This is a genomic window from Methylocella silvestris (genome assembly GCF_002891535.1).
Taxonomy (GTDB): domain Bacteria; phylum Pseudomonadota; class Alphaproteobacteria; order Rhizobiales; family Beijerinckiaceae; genus Methylocapsa; species Methylocapsa silvestris_A.
The window spans coordinates 1-19,207 of record NZ_PDZR01000038.1 but is presented as its reverse complement, the minus strand read 5'-3'; the positions used below and the strand labels follow the sequence as shown (position 1 = coordinate 19,207).

The window sequence follows — 19,207 nt, the reverse complement described above, 5'->3', positions numbered from 1 at the left end:
CAAAACGCAGACAACGCTAACCGCCCCGGTCGTAACCCAGACCAGGGAAGCAAAACCCGAGAGCATCCCGAGAAACGAAATCCGCGCCCGCCACATCAGCAGCGCCGCTTCCAATGAGGGGCTTATATGGCGACCCCCGATCCCTTGTCAACACGGTCTTCCGGGAAAAAATGACGCCCGCTGCGCCAAGATGGTCAAACGACGGCCGGAGGCAATGAAGATTTTGCTGAAAAATGAGGCGCTTGCTCGCTTTAGTCCCCACTATCCCCCGGCTCTATATCACGGTTCCGCCTTGATGGATTAAGCCCCGCATTCGCCGCGCGGGCCGCCGTTCTTCCGCTTGCGCCAAAACGTCAAAAATTGCCGTTGCGCTGCCGCTTCCCTACATTGCTTTCGCTCTGGCAATGGTTCAGCTTGACGGGCGGGGTCAAATTGGCCGTCCAAATGCAGCTCCCAAACGGAGGAAAAAAATGTCCGGGGCAATCATCAGTTTCCTTATCCAGGTCATTGCCGGCGGCGCTGGCGGAAATCTTTTGTCGAAGTTCAAGGATTTCGGCTTGGGCCAGACCGGGAGCACAATCAGCGGCGCGATCGGCGGCGGCCTCGGCGGCCAGCTTCTCTCGGCGCTCATTCCGGCGCTCTCGGGCGCCGGCGGCGTCGACATCGGAGTCCTGCTCGGGCAAGCGGTCGGCGGCGGCGTCAGCGGCGCAATCGTCACGGCCATCGTCGGGCTGATCAAGACACAATTCGCCAAGGGTTGAAACTGCGGCCGCGTGTCTAACTGCTCTGCCGGCTTTTAGGGATATTTCCCCGTTTTCACTCTGACCCACTCCCGCGCGATGAGCTTTTGCGTCGCCGCGTCGGGATTTGGTGTGCAGAACAGGCGCGCCATCAGGTCCGGGTCCGGATAGATTGCTTTATTGCCGGCGATGTCCTTGGCGATCCAGGGCCTTGAGGCCGGCACGCTATTGGCGAGATTGGTGGCGTTGGTATTGCGCGCGGCGATCTCCGGCCGCAGCATGAAATTGATGAAAGCGAAAGCCGCCTCGGGATGCGGCGCCGACAGCGGAACCGCCAGGGCGTCGATCGAGATCAGGGCGCCTTCCTTCGGAATGGCGTAGCCGATTTCGACGCCGTTTTCGGCCTCCCGAGCCCGCGCTCGCGCCTGCAGGCTGGCGAGGCTCGATCCGACGGCGAGGCAGATCTCGCCACTGGCGAGGGCCCCCACATCATCCGAATCGCTGAATTTGCGGATCGCGCGCCGCATTGCGCTGAGGAAATCGCCGGCGCGCCTCAGCTCGGCCTCGTTCCGCGACGCCGGATTGAGGCGCAAATAGCGCAGCGCCACGGGGAACAGCTCGCTCGGGCTATCCGGGATGGCGACGCCGCAATCGGCAAAGGCCGAAAGCCGCTCCGGCCGGAACGCAAGATCCCATGAGGCGGGATCAAAGGCGGCTGGCCCTCCTGCGGCGCGCGCCTTGTCGACGTCGAACGCAAGCCCGTTGGTGAACCACAAATATGCGACGCCATATTGATTGCCCGGATCGAACACGGCAAGCCGCGCCGCCATCTCCGGCGCGACGTCCTGCGCATGGGCGAGCTTCGCCCTGTCGAGCTTGCGCAGAGCGCCGCCCGCGATCAGCGCCTGCAGCGACGGGCCGGGCGCGACGGCGACGTCATAATCGTTCTTGGCGCGCAGTTTGGCCTCGAGCGCCTGCGGCGACGCATAGACGTCATAGGCGACCACGACGCCGGTCTCGGCGGTAAATTCCTCCAGCGCCTTCGGATCAAAATAGTCGCCCCAGCTCAGAAGATTGAGCCGCTGCGGCTCGGCCGCCGCGGACGGGGCGGCCAGGGCGCAAACAGTCAAGGCGAGACAGGCCGCGCGCAGACAAAATTCCATCAATGACGGCCTCATTTCGCCGATCCAACGTTGCGACGCGACGCCTCAAAATTCACGACAATGCTAAGGCATGACGATCCCGAAGGGAATCGTATTGCCAGCCTTGTTTCGCCCGCCTCATCCCGGCCGCTGGGGGCGCCGGCTGAAACGAAGCCGGGCTTCGTCGCCGGCATCTAGCTTTGCCGGCAAGCAACGGCTATCTCAAAGACGCCCGAGATAAACGGCCGCTTCACGGCGCGGACCCGCGGGCAGGCGCAACGAGATCTTTCAAAGAGGCATCCCATGCACGTCACGATCGCCCACGCCGAAGCCGCCATCGAGGCCGCGCGAAAGAAGGCCGTCGAAACCAAGACGCAAATGTGCATTGCGATCGTCGATTCGGGCGCCAATCTCAAGGCGTTCTATCGCATGGACGACGCCTGGGTCGGCAGCATCGATATTTCGATCAAGAAGGCCAAGACCGCGCTCTATTTCGGCATGCCGACCGGCGCGATCGGGCAGCTTTCTCAGCCGGGCGGTTCTCTGTTCGGCATCGAACATTCGAACGAGGGACTGATCACTTTTCCGGGCGGACTGCCGATCGTCGATGAGGAAGGCGTGCTGGTCGGCGCGATCGGGGTCAGTGGCAGTTCGGTCGAAAACGACAATATTGTCGCGCAGGCGGGCGTCGCCGTGCTCGGCGTCAGCGAGCTGCCCGACCATCCCTGGCGCACCTGATCCCCGCCCCTCGCCGATGAATCCGACCGAGCCGCCGACGAGAAGCCTGCTCGTTCTCGGCGGCGCCCGGTCCGGCAAGAGCCACTACGCGCAAAAACTCGCGGAAAGCTCGGGCGCGCGGCCGGTCATCATTGCGACGGCGCAGGCGCACGACGCGGAAATGCGGGTGCGGATCGCCCGGCACGCCGCCGAACGCGGGTCCGGCTGGACGCTGGTTGAAGAGCCGCTCGCCCTTGTCGCCGCGCTGCAGCGGGAGGCCCGCCCCGGACGGATTGTCCTTGTCGACTGCGCCACGCTTTGGCTCAGCAATCTCCTGCTGCGGGAGGACGATTGCGCGGCGGCGACAGCCGAGCTTGCCGCAAGCCTTCCCCGCGTCGGAGGGCCCTGCATTATCGTGTCGAACGAGGTCGGCGGCGGAATCGTCCCGGACAATGCGCTCGCCCGCGCCTTCCGCGACGCGCAAGGCTCGCTCAATCAGGCGCTGGCCGAAGCCTGCGGCGCCGTGGTGCAAATTTGCGCCGGTCTGCCGCTGCAGCTCAAGCCCGGCGTCGCGCCGCGCCTGCGCTTCGACGGCGGCTGATCGTCGCCTATCGCGCCGTCCTGTTTGCAAAAGCGGGCGTCGCCTTATATTGACATGACTCACGACGTAAATTCAAATGTATCACAGGCAACATACGTGAAATCTATCCTCTCCCCTCATCTGCTTCGTCTCGAAGCCGAGGCGATCTTCATCATGCGCGAGGTGGTGGCGGAGTTCGAACGGCCGGTGATGCTCTATTCCATCGGCAAGGATTCGGGCGTCATGCTGCATATCGCCCAGAAAGCCTTCTTTCCCGCCAAGCCGCCGTTTCCGCTGTTGCATGTCGACACGACCTGGAAGTTTCAGGAAATGATCGCGTTCCGCGATCAGACGGCGGCGCGGGTCGGCATGGAATTGCTCGTCCATATCAATGAAGACGGCGTCCGGCGCGGCGTCTCGCCCGTAGCCTCCGGCTCCTCGGTCCATACGCAGGTGATGAAGACCGAGGGACTGCGCCAGGCGCTCGACAAATGGAAATTCGACGCCGCTTTCGGCGGCGCCCGTCGCGACGAGGAAAAAAGCCGCGCAAAGGAGCGCATTTTCTCGCATCGCTCCACCGCGCACGCCTGGGATCCGCGCAACCAGCGCCCGGAACTGTGGAACATCTTCAACACCAGAATTAAACCGGGCGAGTCGATGCGGGTGTTTCCGCTGTCGAACTGGACCGAAATCGACGTGTGGGACTATATCGCCGCTGAAGAGGTGCCGATCGTTCCGCTCTATCTCGCCAAGGAGCGGCCCGTCGTCGAGCGCGGCGGAGCGTTGATCATGGTCGACGATGACCGGCTGCCGCTGCTGCCTGGCGAAACGCCGCGCATGGAGAAGGTCCGTTTTCGCACGCTTGGCTGCTATCCGCTGACCGGCGCGATGCGCTCCGAGGCTTCGACGCTGCCCGAAATTCTCGCGGAGATGCGCGCCTCCACCATGTCGGAGCGCGAAGGACGGTTGATCGATCACGATGAATCGGGATCCATGGAGAAGAAGAAGCGCGAGGGATATTTCTGATGCTCGAATCGGTTGCCGCCGCCTCGTCGCACGGGCTCTCGACACCAACGGAGACGTCTGACGCCGCGCCGCCGCCAACCCTGCGGCTGCTCACCTGCGGCTCCGTCGATGACGGCAAGTCGACGCTGATCGGACGCCTGCTGTTCGAGCAAAGCCTCATCTTCGACGATCACTTCGCCGCACTTGAACGGGACTCCAAGCGGCACGGCACCACCGGCGACGACATCGACTTCGCCCTTCTCGTCGACGGTCTCGAGGCCGAACGCGAGCAGGGCATAACCATCGACGTCGCCTATCGCTATGTCTCGACGCCGCGCCGCGCCTTCATCATCGCCGACACTCCCGGCCATGAGCAATATACACGCAACATGGCGACTGCCGCCTCAAGCGCCAGCCTCGCCATCCTGCTCGTCGACGCCCGCAAGGGCCTGTTGACCCAGACCTGCCGTCACGCCGCCATCGTGTCGCTGATCGGCATCCGGCATGTCGTGCTGGCGGTCAACAAGATCGACCTCACCGGCTTCGACGAGGCAGGGTTCAACAAGATCGTCGCCGACTTCAAGGCTTTCGCCGCGACGCTCGGCTTTGCCTCGATCACGCCGATCCCGATCTCCGCCCGCCACGGTGATAATGTCTCGGAAAAAAGCGCCAACACGCCCTGGCACAAGGGACCGGCGCTGCTCTCCTTCCTCGAGACGGTCGAAGTCGAGGAAGATCAGAGCGCAAAGCCATTCCGCTTTCCCGTGCAATGGGTGAACCGGCCCCACCTCGACTTTCGCGGTTTTGCCGGGACGATCGCCAGCGGTACGGTGCGGCCGGGCGACGAGATCGTCGTCGCCGGTTCAGGCAAGACCTCGAAGGTGGCGCGTATCGTTGCCGCCGATGGCGATCTTGCCAGCGCCGGCGCGGGCGAGGCCGTCACCTTGACGCTTGCAGACGAACTCGACATCGCGCGCGGCGATCTTCTCTCCGACGCCAAAAGCCGGCCGGACGTGTCCGACCAGTTCGCCGCCCATCTCATCTGGATGAGCGAAGACAAGCTCATGCCCGGCCGCTCCTATCTTTTGAAAAGCGGCGCGAAAACCGTTCCTGTCACGGTGACGGAGCTGAAGCATCGGATCGACGTCAACACGCTCGGCCAACTTCCGGCGCGCACCCTCAGTCTCAACGAGGTCGGCGTCTGCAATCTGGCGACGGCGTCGCCGATCGCCTTCGACCCTTACGCCGACAATCACACCACCGGTTCGTTCATTCTGATCGACCGCGCGACCAACGCCACCGCCGCCGCCGGCCTTGTCTCCTTTGGCCTGCGCCGCGCCACCAATATTCATCGGCATGGGCTCAGCATCGGCAAGCTTGACCGCGCGCGGCTGAACAATCAGAAGCCGGCGGTGTTGTGGTTCACGGGCCTTTCGGGCTCGGGCAAATCGACCATCTCCAATCTCGTCGAGTCCTGGCTTTTTGCGCATGGCCTGCGCACCGTCCTGCTCGACGGCGACAATATCCGCCACGGGCTCAACAAGAACCTCGGCTTCACCGAAGTCGACCGCGTCGAAAATATCCGCCGCGTCGGCGAGGTCGCCAAGCTGATGACGGATGCGGGACTTATCGTCCTCTGCTCCTTCATCTCGCCGTTCGCCGCCGAACGCCAGCTGGTGCGCGACCTGCTGGATGACGGCGAGTTTTTGGAGGTTTTCGTCGATACGCCGATCGAGGAGTGCATCGCGCGCGACCCGAAGGGCCTCTACAAAAAGGCCATCGCTGGCGAGATCAAGAATTTCACCGGCGTCGATCAGCGCTATGAGGCGCCGCTAAATCCGGAAATGATCGTCGCCCGCGACGGCCAGACCCCGCAACAGGCGGCGGCCGCGATCGTCAAGGAGTTGATCCGGCGCGGCTTCATCGACAGCTTCGCCGACCCGGGAGATGATTTCTCAATTTGAGTTTTGGGCGCGCCCTCCGCGTCGCTATCCGCCGAGGCTCCCCCCCGCCAGCGAAGCCGTCAGCATCAAGAGACCAAACGCCAGCACCGCGAGGGCGGCGGCGGCTTCGAACAAACGCCCGGCGAACATGCCGCGCCAGCTCTGCGCGCCGAGAAGACGTCCAACTGTTTTCTTCGCGAAAACGGCCGAAGCCGCCAGCGCGCCGGTGGTGATGGCGACGCCGAGCGACATGGCCAGCACCGCGCCGACGCCTGCCGCAAACACGCCCTGCGCCGAGGCGAAGACCAGCACCAGAATGGCGCCGGAGCAGGGCCGCGAGCCGGCCGCGGCGACCGTCAGCAACGCCTTCTTCCACGAAAAACCCTCGCCGAGTTCGTCCGGATTGAGACCGTGGACATGGCCGCAATCAGCCGTGTGGATATGCGGCCCCTCCGCCGCCACAAACTGGCCGGAGGAAAAACCGGCCGGCTGTAGCGGACCGAAAGCCGCGAGCGCCTCACGCGCCGGCGCCTGCCGCCAGGCGGCGTAGAGCGCCCGGCCCTTGGCCAGCGTCAGCACGGCGCCGAGAAGCGTGACTCCGGCGAAACTCGCGATCTCGATCCAGTTGGCGGCCGCCGTCATGTGTTTGGCCGTCGTCCCCACGGCAAGGAAAGCGATGGCGACCAGCGCCACCGCGACAACGCCCTGCAGCAACGCCGCCGCCAGCGAGATCACGAGGCCGCGGTAAAATTGCCTTTCATCGGCGACCATATAGGCGGCGATCACCGCCTTGCCGTGGCCGGGTCCGGCGGCGTGAAATACGCCATAGCCAAAGCTCAGCGCCGCGAGCATGAAGCCGTTCGAGCCGCCGGATTTGATCGCCCGCACGGCGCCCGACAGCAGCCGGTAGAACCAGCTCTCCTGCGCCAAAATCCAGCCGGAAAAGCCGGTCGCGCTCGCCGCGCCCTCGTTGACGCCAACCGCAAAGGGATGATGCACGCCCTGCGCAAAGCTCGGCCCGGCCATCGCTAGAAACAGAAGGCAAGTCAAGAGTTTTGAAGATTTTTTCAACGCGGCCTCACGGACAGGCGACCACGACGGACGAGGCGAGCTTTACGCCGAAATCGCTTCCCGGCGACAAGCCGCTGAAGAAGGATTCGGTCAGCTTCTTCGATTCATCGTCCGCCAGTTTTTTGGCGCCGGCGATATTGGTTGAGCATCCCTTCGGCGCATTGACGAAGGAGACGGGATTTTGCTTGTCGAGTTCGAAGGCGACGAAATAAGTCGGGTCATAGACCTGAAACGAAAAAATCTTTGGCGTGATCGGCTGCTTCAGCGGCATGGTGAAGCACAATTCGACGAGCTTGTCCGGCCGTTCCTCGAGCGAATAATCCGTCGGCTCAAGGAACTCCAGCTTCACGCCCTTGACCTTGGCGTGGGTGAAATAGTCGAATTCGGCCAAATCCTCGACATTGCTCTTGGCGAGCGGGGCGAGATCGGCCTTGGTCAGCAGCGCGCCCTTCTTGCCGGCGCCTTCCGTCACGAAGGCGGAATACATTTCGTCGAAAACCCAGGCATGGCGGATCGCGACGATCTCGCCGGCGGGGCTAAAGATCACGCTCTCCTGCCCGCTGATCCAGACATGGGGATGGGCGCTCGCGGGGCCGGCGAGCGCCATCAAAAGCGCGATCGAAACCAAAAAACGCCCGCGCATTCTCGCCCCATCAAGACCCAGCGCAAACAGCGCTCGCGATCTTATGAGGCGCAAAGTCTGGCGAAAGAGCGGCGCCAAAGCATCATGCCGGAAAGTTGCGGGTGGCTGGCTGGGGCCCCCCTGAGGGCCAAACCTCAATAAACGTCGGCCTGATAGCGCCCTGTTTTCTTCAGCTCCGCCACAAAGCCCTGCGCGGCCTTCTGATCAACGCCCTTTGCCTCGGCCACAATATCGACCATCGCCCGCTCGACGTCGGCGGCCATGCGCTTGGCGTCGCCGCAGATGTAGAAATGGGCGCCTTTTTCGAGCCACTCCCACAGGTTTGCGGCCTCCTCGCGCATCTTGTCCTGCACATAGGTTTTTGTGTCGCCGTCGCGCGACCAGGCGAGCGATAGTTTTGTCAGGGCGCCATTGGCCAGAAAGCCGGTCAGCTCCTCCTCATAGAAAAAATCGGCCGCGCGACGCTGATGGCCGAAAAACAGCCAGGCGCCGCCGCTCGCCTTGGTGGCGCAGCGTTCATGCAGAAAGGCGCGGAACGGCGCGACGCCGGTGCCAGGGCCGACCATGATGATCGGCGTGTCGCCACTGGCAGGAAGCGCAAAATTATGCGCGCGCTGAACATAGGCCTTGAACCTTGCGCCGGGCTCAATGCGCTCCCCCAGCCAGCTCGAGGCGACGCCGCGCCGCACGCGCTCCTTGATCAGATAGCGCACATGATCGACCGTGAGCGACAGCCTGTGCGGATCGACTTTCGGCGAGGATGAAATGGAATAAAGCCGCGGCTGCAGCGGCTCGAGGCTTTCGACGAAAGCTTCCGGGTCCGGGTGGATGCCGGGAAATTTTTCGAGCGCGGCGAGAACGTCGAGGGTCGACGCGTCGCCTTCGGGATCCTCCCCCTTGGCAAGGCTGCGCGCCAGCTTTCGCCGCTCGCCGCCGACAATATAGGAGATGAGTTCGAACAAAGCGTCCGGCGCCGAATGCAGCGCCAGATCATGGATCAGCGCCTCGCGCAGCGTGCCCTCGCCGATCGGGAAATCGGCCGGCGCGCGGATGGCGGCAAGGATCTGATCGACCAGCTCCGGATCATTGGTCGGAAACACCCCAAAACTGTCGCCGACCGTGTAATCGAGGCCGCTCTCCGAAAGATCGAACTCGATGTGATAGGTGGATTTCTCCGAATCTTCCTTGTTGAGGCGCGCGCGGGAAAGGAACCGCGCCTCGACGGGGTTTTCCCGCGCATAGCCGAGCGGCTTTGACGATTTTGGCACGCCGGCCGGGGCGGCAGGAGCCTCCCCCGCCGCCGGCGCAGCCTCCCCGCCGGCGCCCTCGACTAGCGCTTTCACCATGCGCGCGGTCGGCTTTTCGCCGGGCGCGCAGAGGTTCAGGCGCTTTTCCTCGCCGCTGGCGATGGCGGCGGCATATTTCTGGCAATCATAGCCGCATTGGCCGCAATCCTGCTGCGCCATGGCGGCCATCAGTTTCAGGGGCAGCGGCTTGTCTTCGGCGAGCTTCATGCGCTCGGCGAGAGGCATCGAGGGATCGTGCCAGGTGATCTCCTCTTCCGCTGCGGCCGCTGGCGACGCCGGAGCGCCCTGCGCTGCGGCAATATCGGGGGCGATCAATCCGGCGATAAAGCCGTTGAGCCAGGCCCGCTGCTCCTGCGAAAAAGGCGCGTTGTCCGGAATGAGGGGCGCCGAAATCGGCGGCGCTTCATGCAGGCTCATGCGCACGCCCTCGCGATGGATTGCAGATCTTCGAGCGAACGGCTCGCGGTGAATTGCTGGAAGCTCTGCTCCGGCGAGGCGCGCCCGGCCATATAGGCCTTGAGCAGGCTTTCGACGAGTTGCGGCGCGTCGCTCGCCTTGACGTTCGTCGCAAGCTCACGGCCGATGGCGCCGTCGACCCCGTAGCCGCCGCCGACGAAAACATTGAAGCCGTCGACCGTTTCGCTGTCTTCATTGTCGGGATCGTCAGCGACGCGCGCCCCGATGAGGCCGATATCGCCGATGTAATGCTGCGCGCAGGAATTATGGCAGCCGGTCACATGGATATTCACGGGCTGGTCGAGTTCGACCCGCGGCTCGCAATAGGCGGCTATGGCTTGCGCGGCGCCCTTGGTGTCGGCGGCGGCGAGCCGGCAACCCTTGGAGCCGGTGCAGGCGATGAGCCCCGCTCTTATGCTGGAGGCGCGCCATTCGAGGCCGGCCGCCTCGATGCCGGATTTCGCCTCTTGGAGTTTTTCTTCCGGGATGCCGGGAAGCAGCAAATTCTGCCAGACCGTCAGCCGGATTTCACCGTCGCCGCAGTCGCGGGCGATGGCGGCGACGGCCCGCATCTGATCGCTGGTCAGTTTTCCGACCGGCAGAACGAGGCCGATATAATAGAGGCCGGGCTGGCGCTGCGGATGAACGCCGATATGAGCCTGCCGATCCTGCGCCGGACGCGGGGCGATAAAATTCTCGTCGATCCGCGCCAGAGGATGACCGAGCTTTTCCTCGACGAGTTTTAGGAAGGCGTCGAAGCCGAGGTCGTCGAGCACATATTTGAGCCGCGCCTTGTTGCGGTCCGCGCGATTGCCGCGATCGATGAAAACGAGGACGATAGCATTGGCGATCTTCGTCGCCTCCGCCGGGGCGACCACGACGCCGGTCGGGCGCGCAAGATCCCTGTGGCCGCTGATGCCGCCGAGCAGGAGGCGAAAATAGACGCCGGCCGGAACGCTCGCGCCCGGCAGCACTTCCACCGCCTGAAAGCCGATGTCATTGGTGTCCTCGAGCGTCGCAATGGCCCCGCCGCCGTCGAAGGCGACGTTGAATTTTCGCGGCAATCCGCTCATGACGCGTTCGTTCTGCACATGGAAGTGCCATTCGCGCGCGTAAGGACGCGTGTCGAGCAGCTCAAGGACGCCGAAGCCCGCGGTGGCGTCGCCGGTGACGTTGCGGATGTTGTCCGCCCCGGAATGACGCGAGGAAAGGCCGATATCCTGGATCGCCTCGAGGACGCCGGTCGCGTGCCGCGCCGGGATCTCGCGCAGCTGCAGATTGGCCCGGGTCGTCACATGGCTGTAGCCGCCGGCGAAGCGATCGGCGATCTCGGCGAGCGCCGCGAATTGCCAATGCGTCACCACCCCGTTGGGGATGCGCAACCGGCACATATAGGCGTCCTGATTGGGCGCGACATAGAAGAGGCCGTAGTAGCGCCAGCGGAAATTGTCCGGGGGCTTGGGGAATTCGTCGCGGCGAGCCTGTTCTTTCAGCCGGTGATAGGCGTCAAAGGGATGCTCCTCGCGCTTCCACTTCTCCTGATCGACCAGCTTCTTGCCCTGCGCCTCCTGCCGCGCCATGGCGGCGAGGTGCGGCGCGTCCGGGCCGCTCGGCGCCGCCGTCCCGGGCCCGGCGCCTGCAAGACCCCGCCCTGCGCGGGCGATCTGCAGGCCGGACGCAAAGCCTTCGAGATAGCGCTTTTGCTCTGCAGAAAAATCGCCGCTCACACAAATCTCCGTTGAAAAAATCCCTGGAGCCAAAACTCCGCGCAAACGCTATGCCAGCCTGTCTTGTGCGGCCCCGGAGAAGGCAGCCGCGGCTTGGTCTCGCCGGTTTGGCTTTGCGCGGGGTTGATCTCCCGCAGCCGATGGGGCATAGACACACTCATCTTGTTCGAACCGGCCGCAACGCCGGTCGTTTTCGTTTGGATTGGTCCGATGAAAGTCCGTAATTCTCTGAAATCGCTGCGCGGGCGTCATCGCGACAATCAGCTGGTCCGCCGCAAGGGCCGCGTCTATATCATCAACAAGACGCAGAAGCGCTATAAGGCCCGCCAGGGCTAAGCGTTTGTTTGTGAAGGCGTTATTCCTTCAAAAAGCGACGTCGATGACGACGGTGTTCAAAGAAAGCGCGCGGCGGGTCCGCGCGCTTTGACGTTTTGACGAAGTCGCATTAGCCTGCGCCAATGGTTGAACGGGCCTTCCCTCTGCTCATTGCAGCGCTCGCCGTTGCAGTCTCCTTGACGGGCGTCATGGCCGCCGAAGACGGGGCGCCGTCCCGCCAGCAATGGCCGGGCGGTCTGCCCGACGGCTGGCGCGTCCTTGGCGATGATGAACCCATTCCCGGCGGGCAATCAGCTGATCGGCCGGACAGATTTGACTTCCGCCGCGACGGCGCGACCCTTTCGCCGCAGGGGCGGCCCTTTGGCGGCGGCGCAGGCAGCTCGCCGGGCGGCGCGGCCAGGCCTCAAGATCCCGTCAAGGATGAGGCCGCTCTCAAGGCGGCGAAGGAGAAAGCCCGCGCTGATGAGCTGAAGAAAGCCCTCACGCCGAAGCCCGAGCCCGCGGTTTTGCGCCAGCGGACCCTCGACGATCTGTTCAAGCGTCTTGGCGAAGCGGCCGAGCCGCAAGAGGCGCAGCTCTATGCCGCGGCGATCCAGCGGATCTGGATGCAAACCCCATCGGATACGGCCGCCCTCATCATGCAGCGGGCCATGGCGTCGGTGGAGGCCAAGAATTACACGCAGGCGCTGACGCTGCTGGACCGGCTGGTGGCGATTGCGCCGGGCTGGGCGGAGGCCTGGAACGAACGAGCCACGGTCCGCTTCATGAGCGAAGACGCCGATGGCGCCATGGCCGACATCGACAAGGTGCTGCGGCTCGAGCCGCGCCACTTCGGCGCCTTGATGGGGATGGGCGTTATCCTGCAGCGCGCAGGGCTCGACAAGCGCGCGCTGGAGGCGTTCGAGAAGGCGCTCGCGGTCTATCCTGCGCAGCCCGGCCTCAAGGAATCGGTCGAAAAACTATCGCTGGACGTCAACGGCCGCGATATTTAGCCAAGGTCCTGCCTCCAGAGCTACCACCGCAGCGTCAGTTCCAGCCATCCCATTCATTGTGCCCCATCCAGGCATCCAGGCTACGCTGCGCGCGAGAGGCCCGCGTGGAATAATAGGCTTCGGCCACTTTCGCGCGGTCGTGGCGGGACTGCGCGTGGCGCCCACCCTCCCCGCTCCGCGCCGCGTAAACGGGCGCGGAGCCGCGGATTTTGATGTCGGCGCCCTGCCCTTTCACCAGCGCAAAGAGAAGCGCGGCGTTGCCGGGCGCAAGGCGAACACAGCCATGCGAGGCGGGCCGGCCGAGATCGCCCGTCGCATAGGTGCCGTGGATCGCGTAGCCGCCGGCGAAGAAGATCGAATGCGGCATCGGCGACATGTGGTATTTACGGGAGTAATGCATGCGCTCGAGGCGCTGCGCGCGGTAGCTTCCGCGCGGCGTCGCATAGCCCGACCGGGCTGTTGAAATCGCCCAGACATAGTCGGCGCCGTCGGCGTTGACCCGCATCGTCTGAGAACTGAGATCAACGTCGATTTTGACGCGCGCTTGCGCCGCTCCCGTGCAGAAAGCGCCGTAGAGTAGAGCCAAGACGCCAATCATCCGCCGCATGTTCCCGTCTCCCATCAGGCGCTTGCAACAAGCGCTTGGCGCCGTTGAGAGAATGGTCGCACGTCATTCGAATAAGGCAAGACCAAAGCTAAAATATGGCAGAAAAAGGGCAGAAAAAACAAGAGCGACGCCGCTTTTGCCGCGGCGCCACAACGAGCGCGGGAGGGCGGGCGCAGGACTCAACCCGGGCAAGGCCCGCCTCGCCGACCGAGCGCCACCCGCGACGCGATCGGGAGGATTAGGACTTCGCTGCGGCTCGATCTTCCATGATCTTCCGCTTTTTATAATAATATGGATTTGGCGACTGCTTCGCCTGACCATTTGGATTGTCGTTTTCTACGATCATACGACCTTGTCTGCTTAGCGATTATTCACGCCAGAAACAGAAACGTAACGACCGCAAACAGCGGCAGCAGGATTGCGCCCGACCACAGCAGATAGGGAAAGAAACCCGGCATCTTGACGCCGGCGTTGCGGGCGATGGCGTAGACCATGAAATTCGGGGCGTTGCCGATATAGCTGACGGCGCCCATGAACACGGCGCCGAGCGAGATCGCCGCAAGCGTCGAGGCGAGCGGCCCCATCAGTCTTGCCGGATCGCCGCCGGCGAGTTCGAAAAAGACGAGATAGGTCGGCGCGTTGTCGAGGAATGAAGACAGAAGGCCGGTCGCCCAGAAATAGACCGGATTGTTCGGCGAGCCGTCGGCATGTTCGAGCAAGGCGATGACCACGCTGAACGGGCCCTCCTTGCCGGCCTTCAGCATCGCCATGACGGGGATGATGCAGATGAAGATGCCCGCGAACAGATAGGCGACCTCGCGAATCGGCTCCCAGTCAAAGCTGTTCGCCTCTCGCGCCGATTTGCTGGTCAGAGCGAGCGAGGCCAGCGCGACGGCGATCATGACCCCCTCGCGAACCAGATTTTGCAATTCGATCCGCGTGCCGAGCACATCGAAGCCAAGTCCGGGGCGCCAAAGGCCGCTGAGAATAATGGCGCCGATGGCGATCGCGATCAGGGCGATGTTGACGAGGCCCGAAGCCTTGACCGCGAAGGGTGGGCGCGGGCCTGCATCCGGCGTTTCCCGCCGGAGATAATAGCTGTCGACGACAAAGAAGACCGCGAGCAGCACGGTGACGGCGAAGAGGGTTTCAGGCCACAGATGCCTTGCCGTCCAAAAGAATTCGACGCCGTGCAGAAAGCCCAGGAACAGCGGCGGATCGCCAAGCGGCGTCAGCGCTCCGCCGATGTTCGACACAAGAAAAATGAAGAACACCAGCACATGCGCATTATACGGGCGTCCCGCATTGGCGCGGATCAGCGGCCGCACCAAAACCATCGAGGCGCCGGTGGTGCCGATCAGGCTGGCGCAGACCGAGCCGATCGCCAGGATCGCGCAATTGATTGCGGGGGTCGCCTTGATCGCGCTGTCGATCGCGATGCCGCCCGCCGCCGTGAACAGGGCCAGCAGCATCAGGATGAAGGGAATATATTCGAGCGCCATATTGTGGACGAAGGCCGCTGCGGTCGCATCAATGCCGACGACCGCGATCAGGCCGCCAAGGGTCAGCAACGCCCAAAACGCGGCCGCCTTCTCGTAATGGATATGCCACCATTCCTTGACGAATAACGGTCCGAGCGCGATCGACATCAGTATGCCGACAAAGGGCATCCCAAGCTGCCAAGGCAGTCTCGCGCCGTCGAGGCCCTCAGCCGCGGCAGCCGGCGAGGCCGCCATCACGCCAGCGGCCAAAACCGCCACGACAAAAGTCCCGCGTTTCCATCCGATCATCCGCCCTCCCGCAGGACCTTGAAGCCGCCGCATCGCCAAAAACATCTGCGAAGAGCTTTAGGGCGCGCCCGGCGCCCCGGCAAGCATCCAGCAAAGCTCACGCCAGGTCCCCTTGCCGGGGGGGCGTCGGCATGGCAAGACCCGCCGGCCCGCCGATGCGGAGCCGGAGCCGACGCATGACCAAGGAAGACGCATGACCAAGGAATGGGCGCTTTTCCTCAGCACCTTCGCAACGCTGCTTGCGATCATCAATCCGTTCGAGGCTCTGCCGATCTTTCTGATGCTGCTCGAAGGCAAGGATCTGTCGGAGCATCGCAAGGTCGCCGCGCGCGCCACGCTCTACGCGACCTTGCTGTTGTTCTTCTTCCTGATCTTCGGCTCCCTCATCATGCAACTCTTCGGCGTGCCGCTGAGCATGGTCCGCATCGTCGGCGGCATCATCTTGGTGAAGATCGGCTTCGAGCTGTTTTCGCCCTCGCCGAACGGCGGCTCGATCATCCCCGACGCCTCCGACAAGACCGCAAATTTCGCCTTCGTTCCGCTGGCCTTGCCGATCATGTGCGGCCCCGGCGCCATCGCGACGGTTCTTGGCATGCAGTCGGAAATCAAGGAGGCGCCGGAGCATTTCGGGCGGTTCGCGGCGACTTCTTTTGCGATTGTTTGCGCGATGTTCGTCACCTATCTTTGTCTTGCCTACGCCGGCAAGCTGGTCGACAAGCTCGGCCCCATGGGGATTGATGCGACGACCCGCATCGTCGGTTTTTTTGTCTCCGCGATGGGCGTCGGCCTTGTGTTCAATGGCGTGCTCCAGGGCTTGCACGAACATGGGCTGATCGCGCCCTCCTGAGGCGAAGGCGCGCGGAGCGCCTCAACCCTTGATCCTGCGGGATCATTGTGAGAGTCTCGGCTTCCCTCAAAGAGCGGAAAGCCGCCAAAGAGGTTTCCCGAAAACCCATCCGGAAGGAGCGTGGCGCAAAGCCCGTCGCCATAAGGCCGCGCAGACATGGATTTCCCGGTCGCCCTTGTCAGCCTTGCCGGAGCGGTCGCGCTTCTCCTGTGGGGCACGCATATGGTCCAGACCGGCGTCCAGCGCGCCTTCGGACCAAAACTGCGCGCAGCTCTCGGCGCGGCGCTGAAAAACCGGCTCCTGGCTTTTTTCGCCGGCATGGGCGTTACGGCGGCCGTGCAGAGCAGCACCGCGACCGGGCTGATGGCGGCCGGCTTCGTCGCCGGCGGGTTCGTCGATCTCGTCCCGGCCCTCGCCGTCATGCTCGGCGCCAATGTCGGCACGACCCTGATCGTGCAGCTGTTCTCTTTTAACGTGTCGGCCTTCTCGCCCGCGCTGGTCCTCGTCGGCGTCATGATGTTTCGCCGCGGCTCCAATCCCGTGACGCATGATCTTGGGCGCGTTTTCATCGGCTTCGGACTGATGCTCCTCGCGCTGCATCAGTTGCTGGAGCTCACCGCGCCCTATGAGGACGCGCCGAGCCTGCGGCTGCTTCTTGGCGCTGTTTCGACCGTTCCGCTCCTCGCCGTGCTGCTGACCGCCGCCGCGACCTTCGCGATGCATTCGAGCGTCGCCGTCGTTCTCCTCATCATGTCACTGGCCGCACGCGGCGTCGTCCCGCCGGAAGCGGCTTTCGCCATGATTCTCGGGGCCAATCTCGGGACGGCGATCAATCCGGTGCTTGAAGGGCCGTCGGGAAACGATCCCGCCCTGCGCCGTCTGCCCGTCGGAAATTTGCTCAATCGGGCGATCGGCGTCGCCATTGGGCTTGCCCTGCTCCACCCCATCAGCGTGCAGATGGTGACGTTTGAGCCCGACAACGCCCGAGCGGCGGCGAACTTCCACAGTTTTTTCAATCTGGCGCTCGCGGCTGTCTTTTTTCCCCTGCTGACGCCCTATGCCGCGCTGCTGCGGCGGCTGATGCCAATGCGCATCGATCCCGCCGATCCCTCGCGGCCGCTTTATCTCGACAATTCCGCTCGCGAAACGCCGATTGTGGCGCTCGGCGCCGCCGCCCGCGAGGCGCTTCGGCTCGTCGATGCGCTGGAGGCGATGCTCACCGGCGCGCTCGACGCGCTGGTGCAGGGCGACCGCAAGCAGATCGCCGGGATGAAGCGGCTCGACGACATCCTCGACCGGCTCAACACCGCCATTAAAGCCTATCTGGCGACGCTCGATCACGACGAGCTCAGCCAGACCGATCATCGCAGGATGGCCGAGATCCTCGCCTTCGCGACCAATATGGAGCAGGCAGGCGACGTCGTGGACCGCAGCCTGCTGCCTCACGCCTCAAAGCGGGCCAAGCGGGGCCTCTCCTTGCCAAAGGCGAGCGAAGCCGAGATCAAAACCCTGATGGATCGGCTCATCGCCAATCTGCGGGCGTCCGCCGCTTTGCTGATGACGGAAGATCCGCGCGCCGCGCGGCTGCTCGCCGCCGAGAAGGCCGCCTTCCGCGACGCCGAAAGCGCGGCGACGCGGGCCCATTTCGAGGATATGCGCATGGGCCGCCTCGACGCCATCGAAACCAGCGCGCTCTACCTCGACCTGCTGCGCGACATGAAGCTCATCAACAGCCACATCGTCGCCGCCGCCGCCTATCCCGTGCTGGAGCGCACGGGCGACCTGCTGCCAAGCCGGCTTGCGACAAACGGAGACTAGAGCATTTTTTCGCAAAAGTTGCAGACTTTAGCGATAAGAAAATGCGTTGAAACAAATAGATAAAGCCTTTTCACGATTCCATGAATTGTAAAAAGGCTCCAGACCCGATCATTTTCAGACAGCGGCAGAGAATTTGCGCGCCATTTCCCGGGGCGCCACGGCGCGCCATTTCCGCCTGCCGCAAACCAGGATCAGGAAACGCCGCTTTATGAAACCCACCCCTGAGATCGACGTCGCCGCCAGCGCGCCAGAGCTCGCCGCCCGCGTAGCGGCCTGGATTGCCGCGAAGATCGCCGCGGCGCCAAAGCAGTTCGCGCTCAATCTGTCCGGAGGCTCGACGCCGAAGGCGGTTTTTCAGCTGCTCGCAGCGGAGCCTTTGCGCAGCGCCATCGACTGGAGCAAGGTCGAAATCTTCTGGGGCGACGAGCGCTTCGTGCCGTTCGATCATGCAATGAGCAATTTTCGTATGACCTCTGAAGCCTTGCTCGCGCATGTGCCAATTCCGCCCGGCCAGATCCATGCCGTTCCGGTCGGCGCCGATTCGCCGGAAGACGCGGCGGCGCTTTACGACCGGATGCTGCGAGAATTTTATGGCGCTCCCGCGCTCGATCCGGCCCGGCCGCTGTTCGACGTCACTTTGCTTGGGCTTGGGGCCGACGGCCATACCGCGTCGCTGTTTCCGGGAACGGCGGCTTTGGACATTCGCGACGCCCTCGTCAGTGCGGTCATTGGCGCGACGGCCGAGCCGCGCATCACCATGACCTATCCGGCTCTGACGTCGAGCGCCGAAATCGCATTCCTCGTTTCCGGCGATGCCAAGAGAGAGATCCTGCGGCGCGTGCTCGCCAATGACGCCGCGCTTCCCGCTTCCCGCATCGAGACCGTCGGCGCGCTCCGGATATTCGCCGATCACGCGGCCTTTGGCGGCTGAGACGTTCGGCAAATGCGTTAAAATAGCGGGATAGATCCCGATTGCGAGCCCGCGCGAAGCGGAAAATCTCCAACAAGAATGTGCGCAGCCGCACATCCGATGCGGCAGGACGGTGCTCAGAGGGGCGCGAGCGGCTCCGGCCGAAAAAACAAAGCGATCCTGGTTCCTTCATGCGCCGACGACAGCAAATGCTTTTTCTGACCGGGGTCCTGGCTCTCGCGGGAACCAGCGCGGCGGGGCCAGCGCGTTGCTCAGGATCCGGCAATCCGATGTTGGAGGGTTTCCCCTGGCCGCCGTTCAAGCCCGCCCTCCGGCAGGAAAAAACGGTAAAAGTCGGCGAGCCCGGCGCCGCGCGGTTTCAGGATCGGTCCCGCATGAACTGCGTCTCGATCGCCTGCCCAGGGGTCATCATTCTCGGCGTCGGCTTTTAGGTCCTGTTGACAAATAAGATTCCCAGTCCCGGCTTTCGGTGATTCAACGTTGCTTTCTCAGGGAGGCGGCTTTGATTCGGGACATGATGAGCGACGAGGAGTGGGCGTTCTTCGAGCCGTTTGT

Annotated in this window: 19 protein-coding genes; 12 read left to right on the top strand and 7 right to left on the bottom strand. The window is 63.6% G+C overall.

Annotated features, from left to right (window positions below):
- Positions 1–304, top strand: a 304-nt coding sequence (locus CR492_RS21000) for a hypothetical protein (RefSeq protein ID WP_210200279.1), incomplete at its 5' end; no start/stop codon positions are given.
- Positions 305–470: 166 nt separating this feature from the next.
- Positions 471–761 carry a hypothetical protein gene (locus CR492_RS19490; protein WP_102845386.1) on the top strand — a complete coding sequence of 97 codons (291 nt, stop codon included), beginning with the start codon at positions 471–473 and terminating at the stop codon, positions 759–761.
- A gap of 35 nt (positions 762–796) precedes the next feature.
- Here the strand turns inward: CR492_RS19490 and CR492_RS19485 are convergent, their stop codons facing one another.
- Entirely contained in the window at positions 797–1,903 is a 1,107-nt protein-coding gene (locus tag CR492_RS19485; RefSeq protein ID WP_102845385.1) for an extracellular solute-binding protein, read from the bottom strand.
- Between the two features lie 282 nt (positions 1,904–2,185).
- On the opposite strand from CR492_RS19485, the gene CR492_RS19480 reads away from it, so the two are divergent.
- Genes CR492_RS19480 through cysN form a run of 4 tightly spaced genes read left to right on the top strand, consistent with a single transcriptional unit; the run spans position 2,186 to position 6,148 of the window.
- Entirely contained in the window at positions 2,186–2,620 is a 435-nt protein-coding gene (locus CR492_RS19480) for a GlcG/HbpS family heme-binding protein (protein ID WP_102845384.1), read from the top strand.
- 16 nt (positions 2,621–2,636) lie between these two features.
- A complete protein-coding gene (cobU, locus tag CR492_RS19475; RefSeq protein ID WP_102845383.1) occupies positions 2,637–3,200 on the top strand; it encodes a bifunctional adenosylcobinamide kinase/adenosylcobinamide-phosphate guanylyltransferase in 564 nt (187 codons plus the stop codon).
- Between the two features lie 54 nt (positions 3,201–3,254).
- The gene (cysD, locus tag CR492_RS19470; protein WP_102845391.1) at positions 3,255–4,205 is read left to right on the top strand and encodes a sulfate adenylyltransferase subunit CysD; all 951 of its coding nucleotides are present in this window, start codon (positions 3,255–3,257) and stop codon (positions 4,203–4,205) included.
- Positions 4,205–6,148: a sulfate adenylyltransferase subunit CysN gene (cysN, locus tag CR492_RS19465; RefSeq protein WP_102845382.1), complete on the top strand. Its 1,944-nt coding sequence runs from the start codon at positions 4,205–4,207 to the stop codon at positions 6,146–6,148. Before cysD ends, cysN begins: the two co-directional genes overlap by 1 nt.
- Before the next feature lie 24 nt (positions 6,149–6,172).
- Here the strand turns inward: cysN and CR492_RS19460 are convergent, their stop codons facing one another.
- From CR492_RS19460 to CR492_RS19445, 4 genes are all read right to left on the bottom strand, one after another.
- Entirely contained in the window at positions 6,173–7,198 is a 1,026-nt protein-coding gene (locus CR492_RS19460) for a nickel/cobalt transporter (protein WP_102845381.1), read from the bottom strand.
- A gap of 7 nt (positions 7,199–7,205) precedes the next feature.
- Positions 7,206–7,841: a DUF1007 family protein gene (locus tag CR492_RS19455; RefSeq protein WP_102845390.1), complete on the bottom strand. Its 636-nt coding sequence runs from the start codon at positions 7,839–7,841 to the stop codon at positions 7,206–7,208.
- 134 nt (positions 7,842–7,975) lie between these two features.
- On the bottom strand, positions 7,976–9,565 hold the full coding sequence (locus tag CR492_RS19450) for a sulfite reductase subunit alpha (protein ID WP_102845389.1): 1,590 nt from the start codon (positions 9,563–9,565) through the stop codon (positions 7,976–7,978).
- Positions 9,562–11,331, bottom strand: a complete 1,770-nt coding sequence (locus tag CR492_RS19445) for a NirA family protein (RefSeq protein WP_102845380.1) — start codon at positions 11,329–11,331, stop codon at positions 9,562–9,564. Before CR492_RS19445 ends, CR492_RS19450 begins: the two co-directional genes overlap by 4 nt.
- Before the next feature lie 210 nt (positions 11,332–11,541).
- On the opposite strand from CR492_RS19445, the gene ykgO reads away from it, so the two are divergent.
- Positions 11,542–11,667: a type B 50S ribosomal protein L36 gene (ykgO, locus tag CR492_RS19440; RefSeq protein WP_012590802.1), complete on the top strand. Its 126-nt coding sequence runs from the start codon at positions 11,542–11,544 to the stop codon at positions 11,665–11,667.
- 122 nt (positions 11,668–11,789) lie between these two features.
- Positions 11,790–12,659: a tetratricopeptide repeat protein gene (locus CR492_RS19435; RefSeq protein ID WP_102845379.1), complete on the top strand. Its 870-nt coding sequence runs from the start codon at positions 11,790–11,792 to the stop codon at positions 12,657–12,659.
- A 34-nt stretch (positions 12,660–12,693) separates the two neighbouring features.
- Here the strand turns inward: CR492_RS19435 and CR492_RS19430 are convergent, their stop codons facing one another.
- Together CR492_RS19430 and CR492_RS19425 are read right to left on the bottom strand one after the other, a co-directional pair.
- Entirely contained in the window at positions 12,694–13,266 is a 573-nt protein-coding gene (locus CR492_RS19430; RefSeq protein ID WP_102845388.1) for a L,D-transpeptidase, read from the bottom strand.
- 371 nt (positions 13,267–13,637) lie between these two features.
- Positions 13,638–15,056 (bottom strand): sodium:proton antiporter, encoded by a 1,419-nt coding sequence (locus CR492_RS19425; protein ID WP_102845378.1) that lies wholly within the window; start codon positions 15,054–15,056, stop codon positions 13,638–13,640.
- Between the two features lie 193 nt (positions 15,057–15,249).
- Between CR492_RS19425 and CR492_RS19420 the strand changes: the two genes are divergently transcribed.
- From CR492_RS19420 to CR492_RS20910, 4 genes are all read left to right on the top strand, one after another.
- Positions 15,250–15,903 (top strand): MarC family protein, encoded by a 654-nt coding sequence (locus CR492_RS19420; RefSeq protein ID WP_102845377.1) that lies wholly within the window; start codon positions 15,250–15,252, stop codon positions 15,901–15,903.
- Positions 15,904–16,059: 156 nt separating this feature from the next.
- Positions 16,060–17,721 (top strand): Na/Pi cotransporter family protein, encoded by a 1,662-nt coding sequence (locus tag CR492_RS19415; RefSeq protein ID WP_102845376.1) that lies wholly within the window; start codon positions 16,060–16,062, stop codon positions 17,719–17,721.
- Positions 17,722–17,929: 208 nt separating this feature from the next.
- Complete coding sequence (gene pgl / locus CR492_RS19410) at positions 17,930–18,652, top strand: 6-phosphogluconolactonase (RefSeq protein WP_102845387.1); 723 nt, start codon at positions 17,930–17,932, stop codon at positions 18,650–18,652.
- Positions 18,653–18,921: 269 nt separating this feature from the next.
- The gene (locus CR492_RS20910; protein ID WP_180982636.1) at positions 18,922–19,083 is read left to right on the top strand and encodes a hypothetical protein; all 162 of its coding nucleotides are present in this window, start codon (positions 18,922–18,924) and stop codon (positions 19,081–19,083) included.
- Positions 19,084–19,207 lie beyond the last annotated feature (124 nt).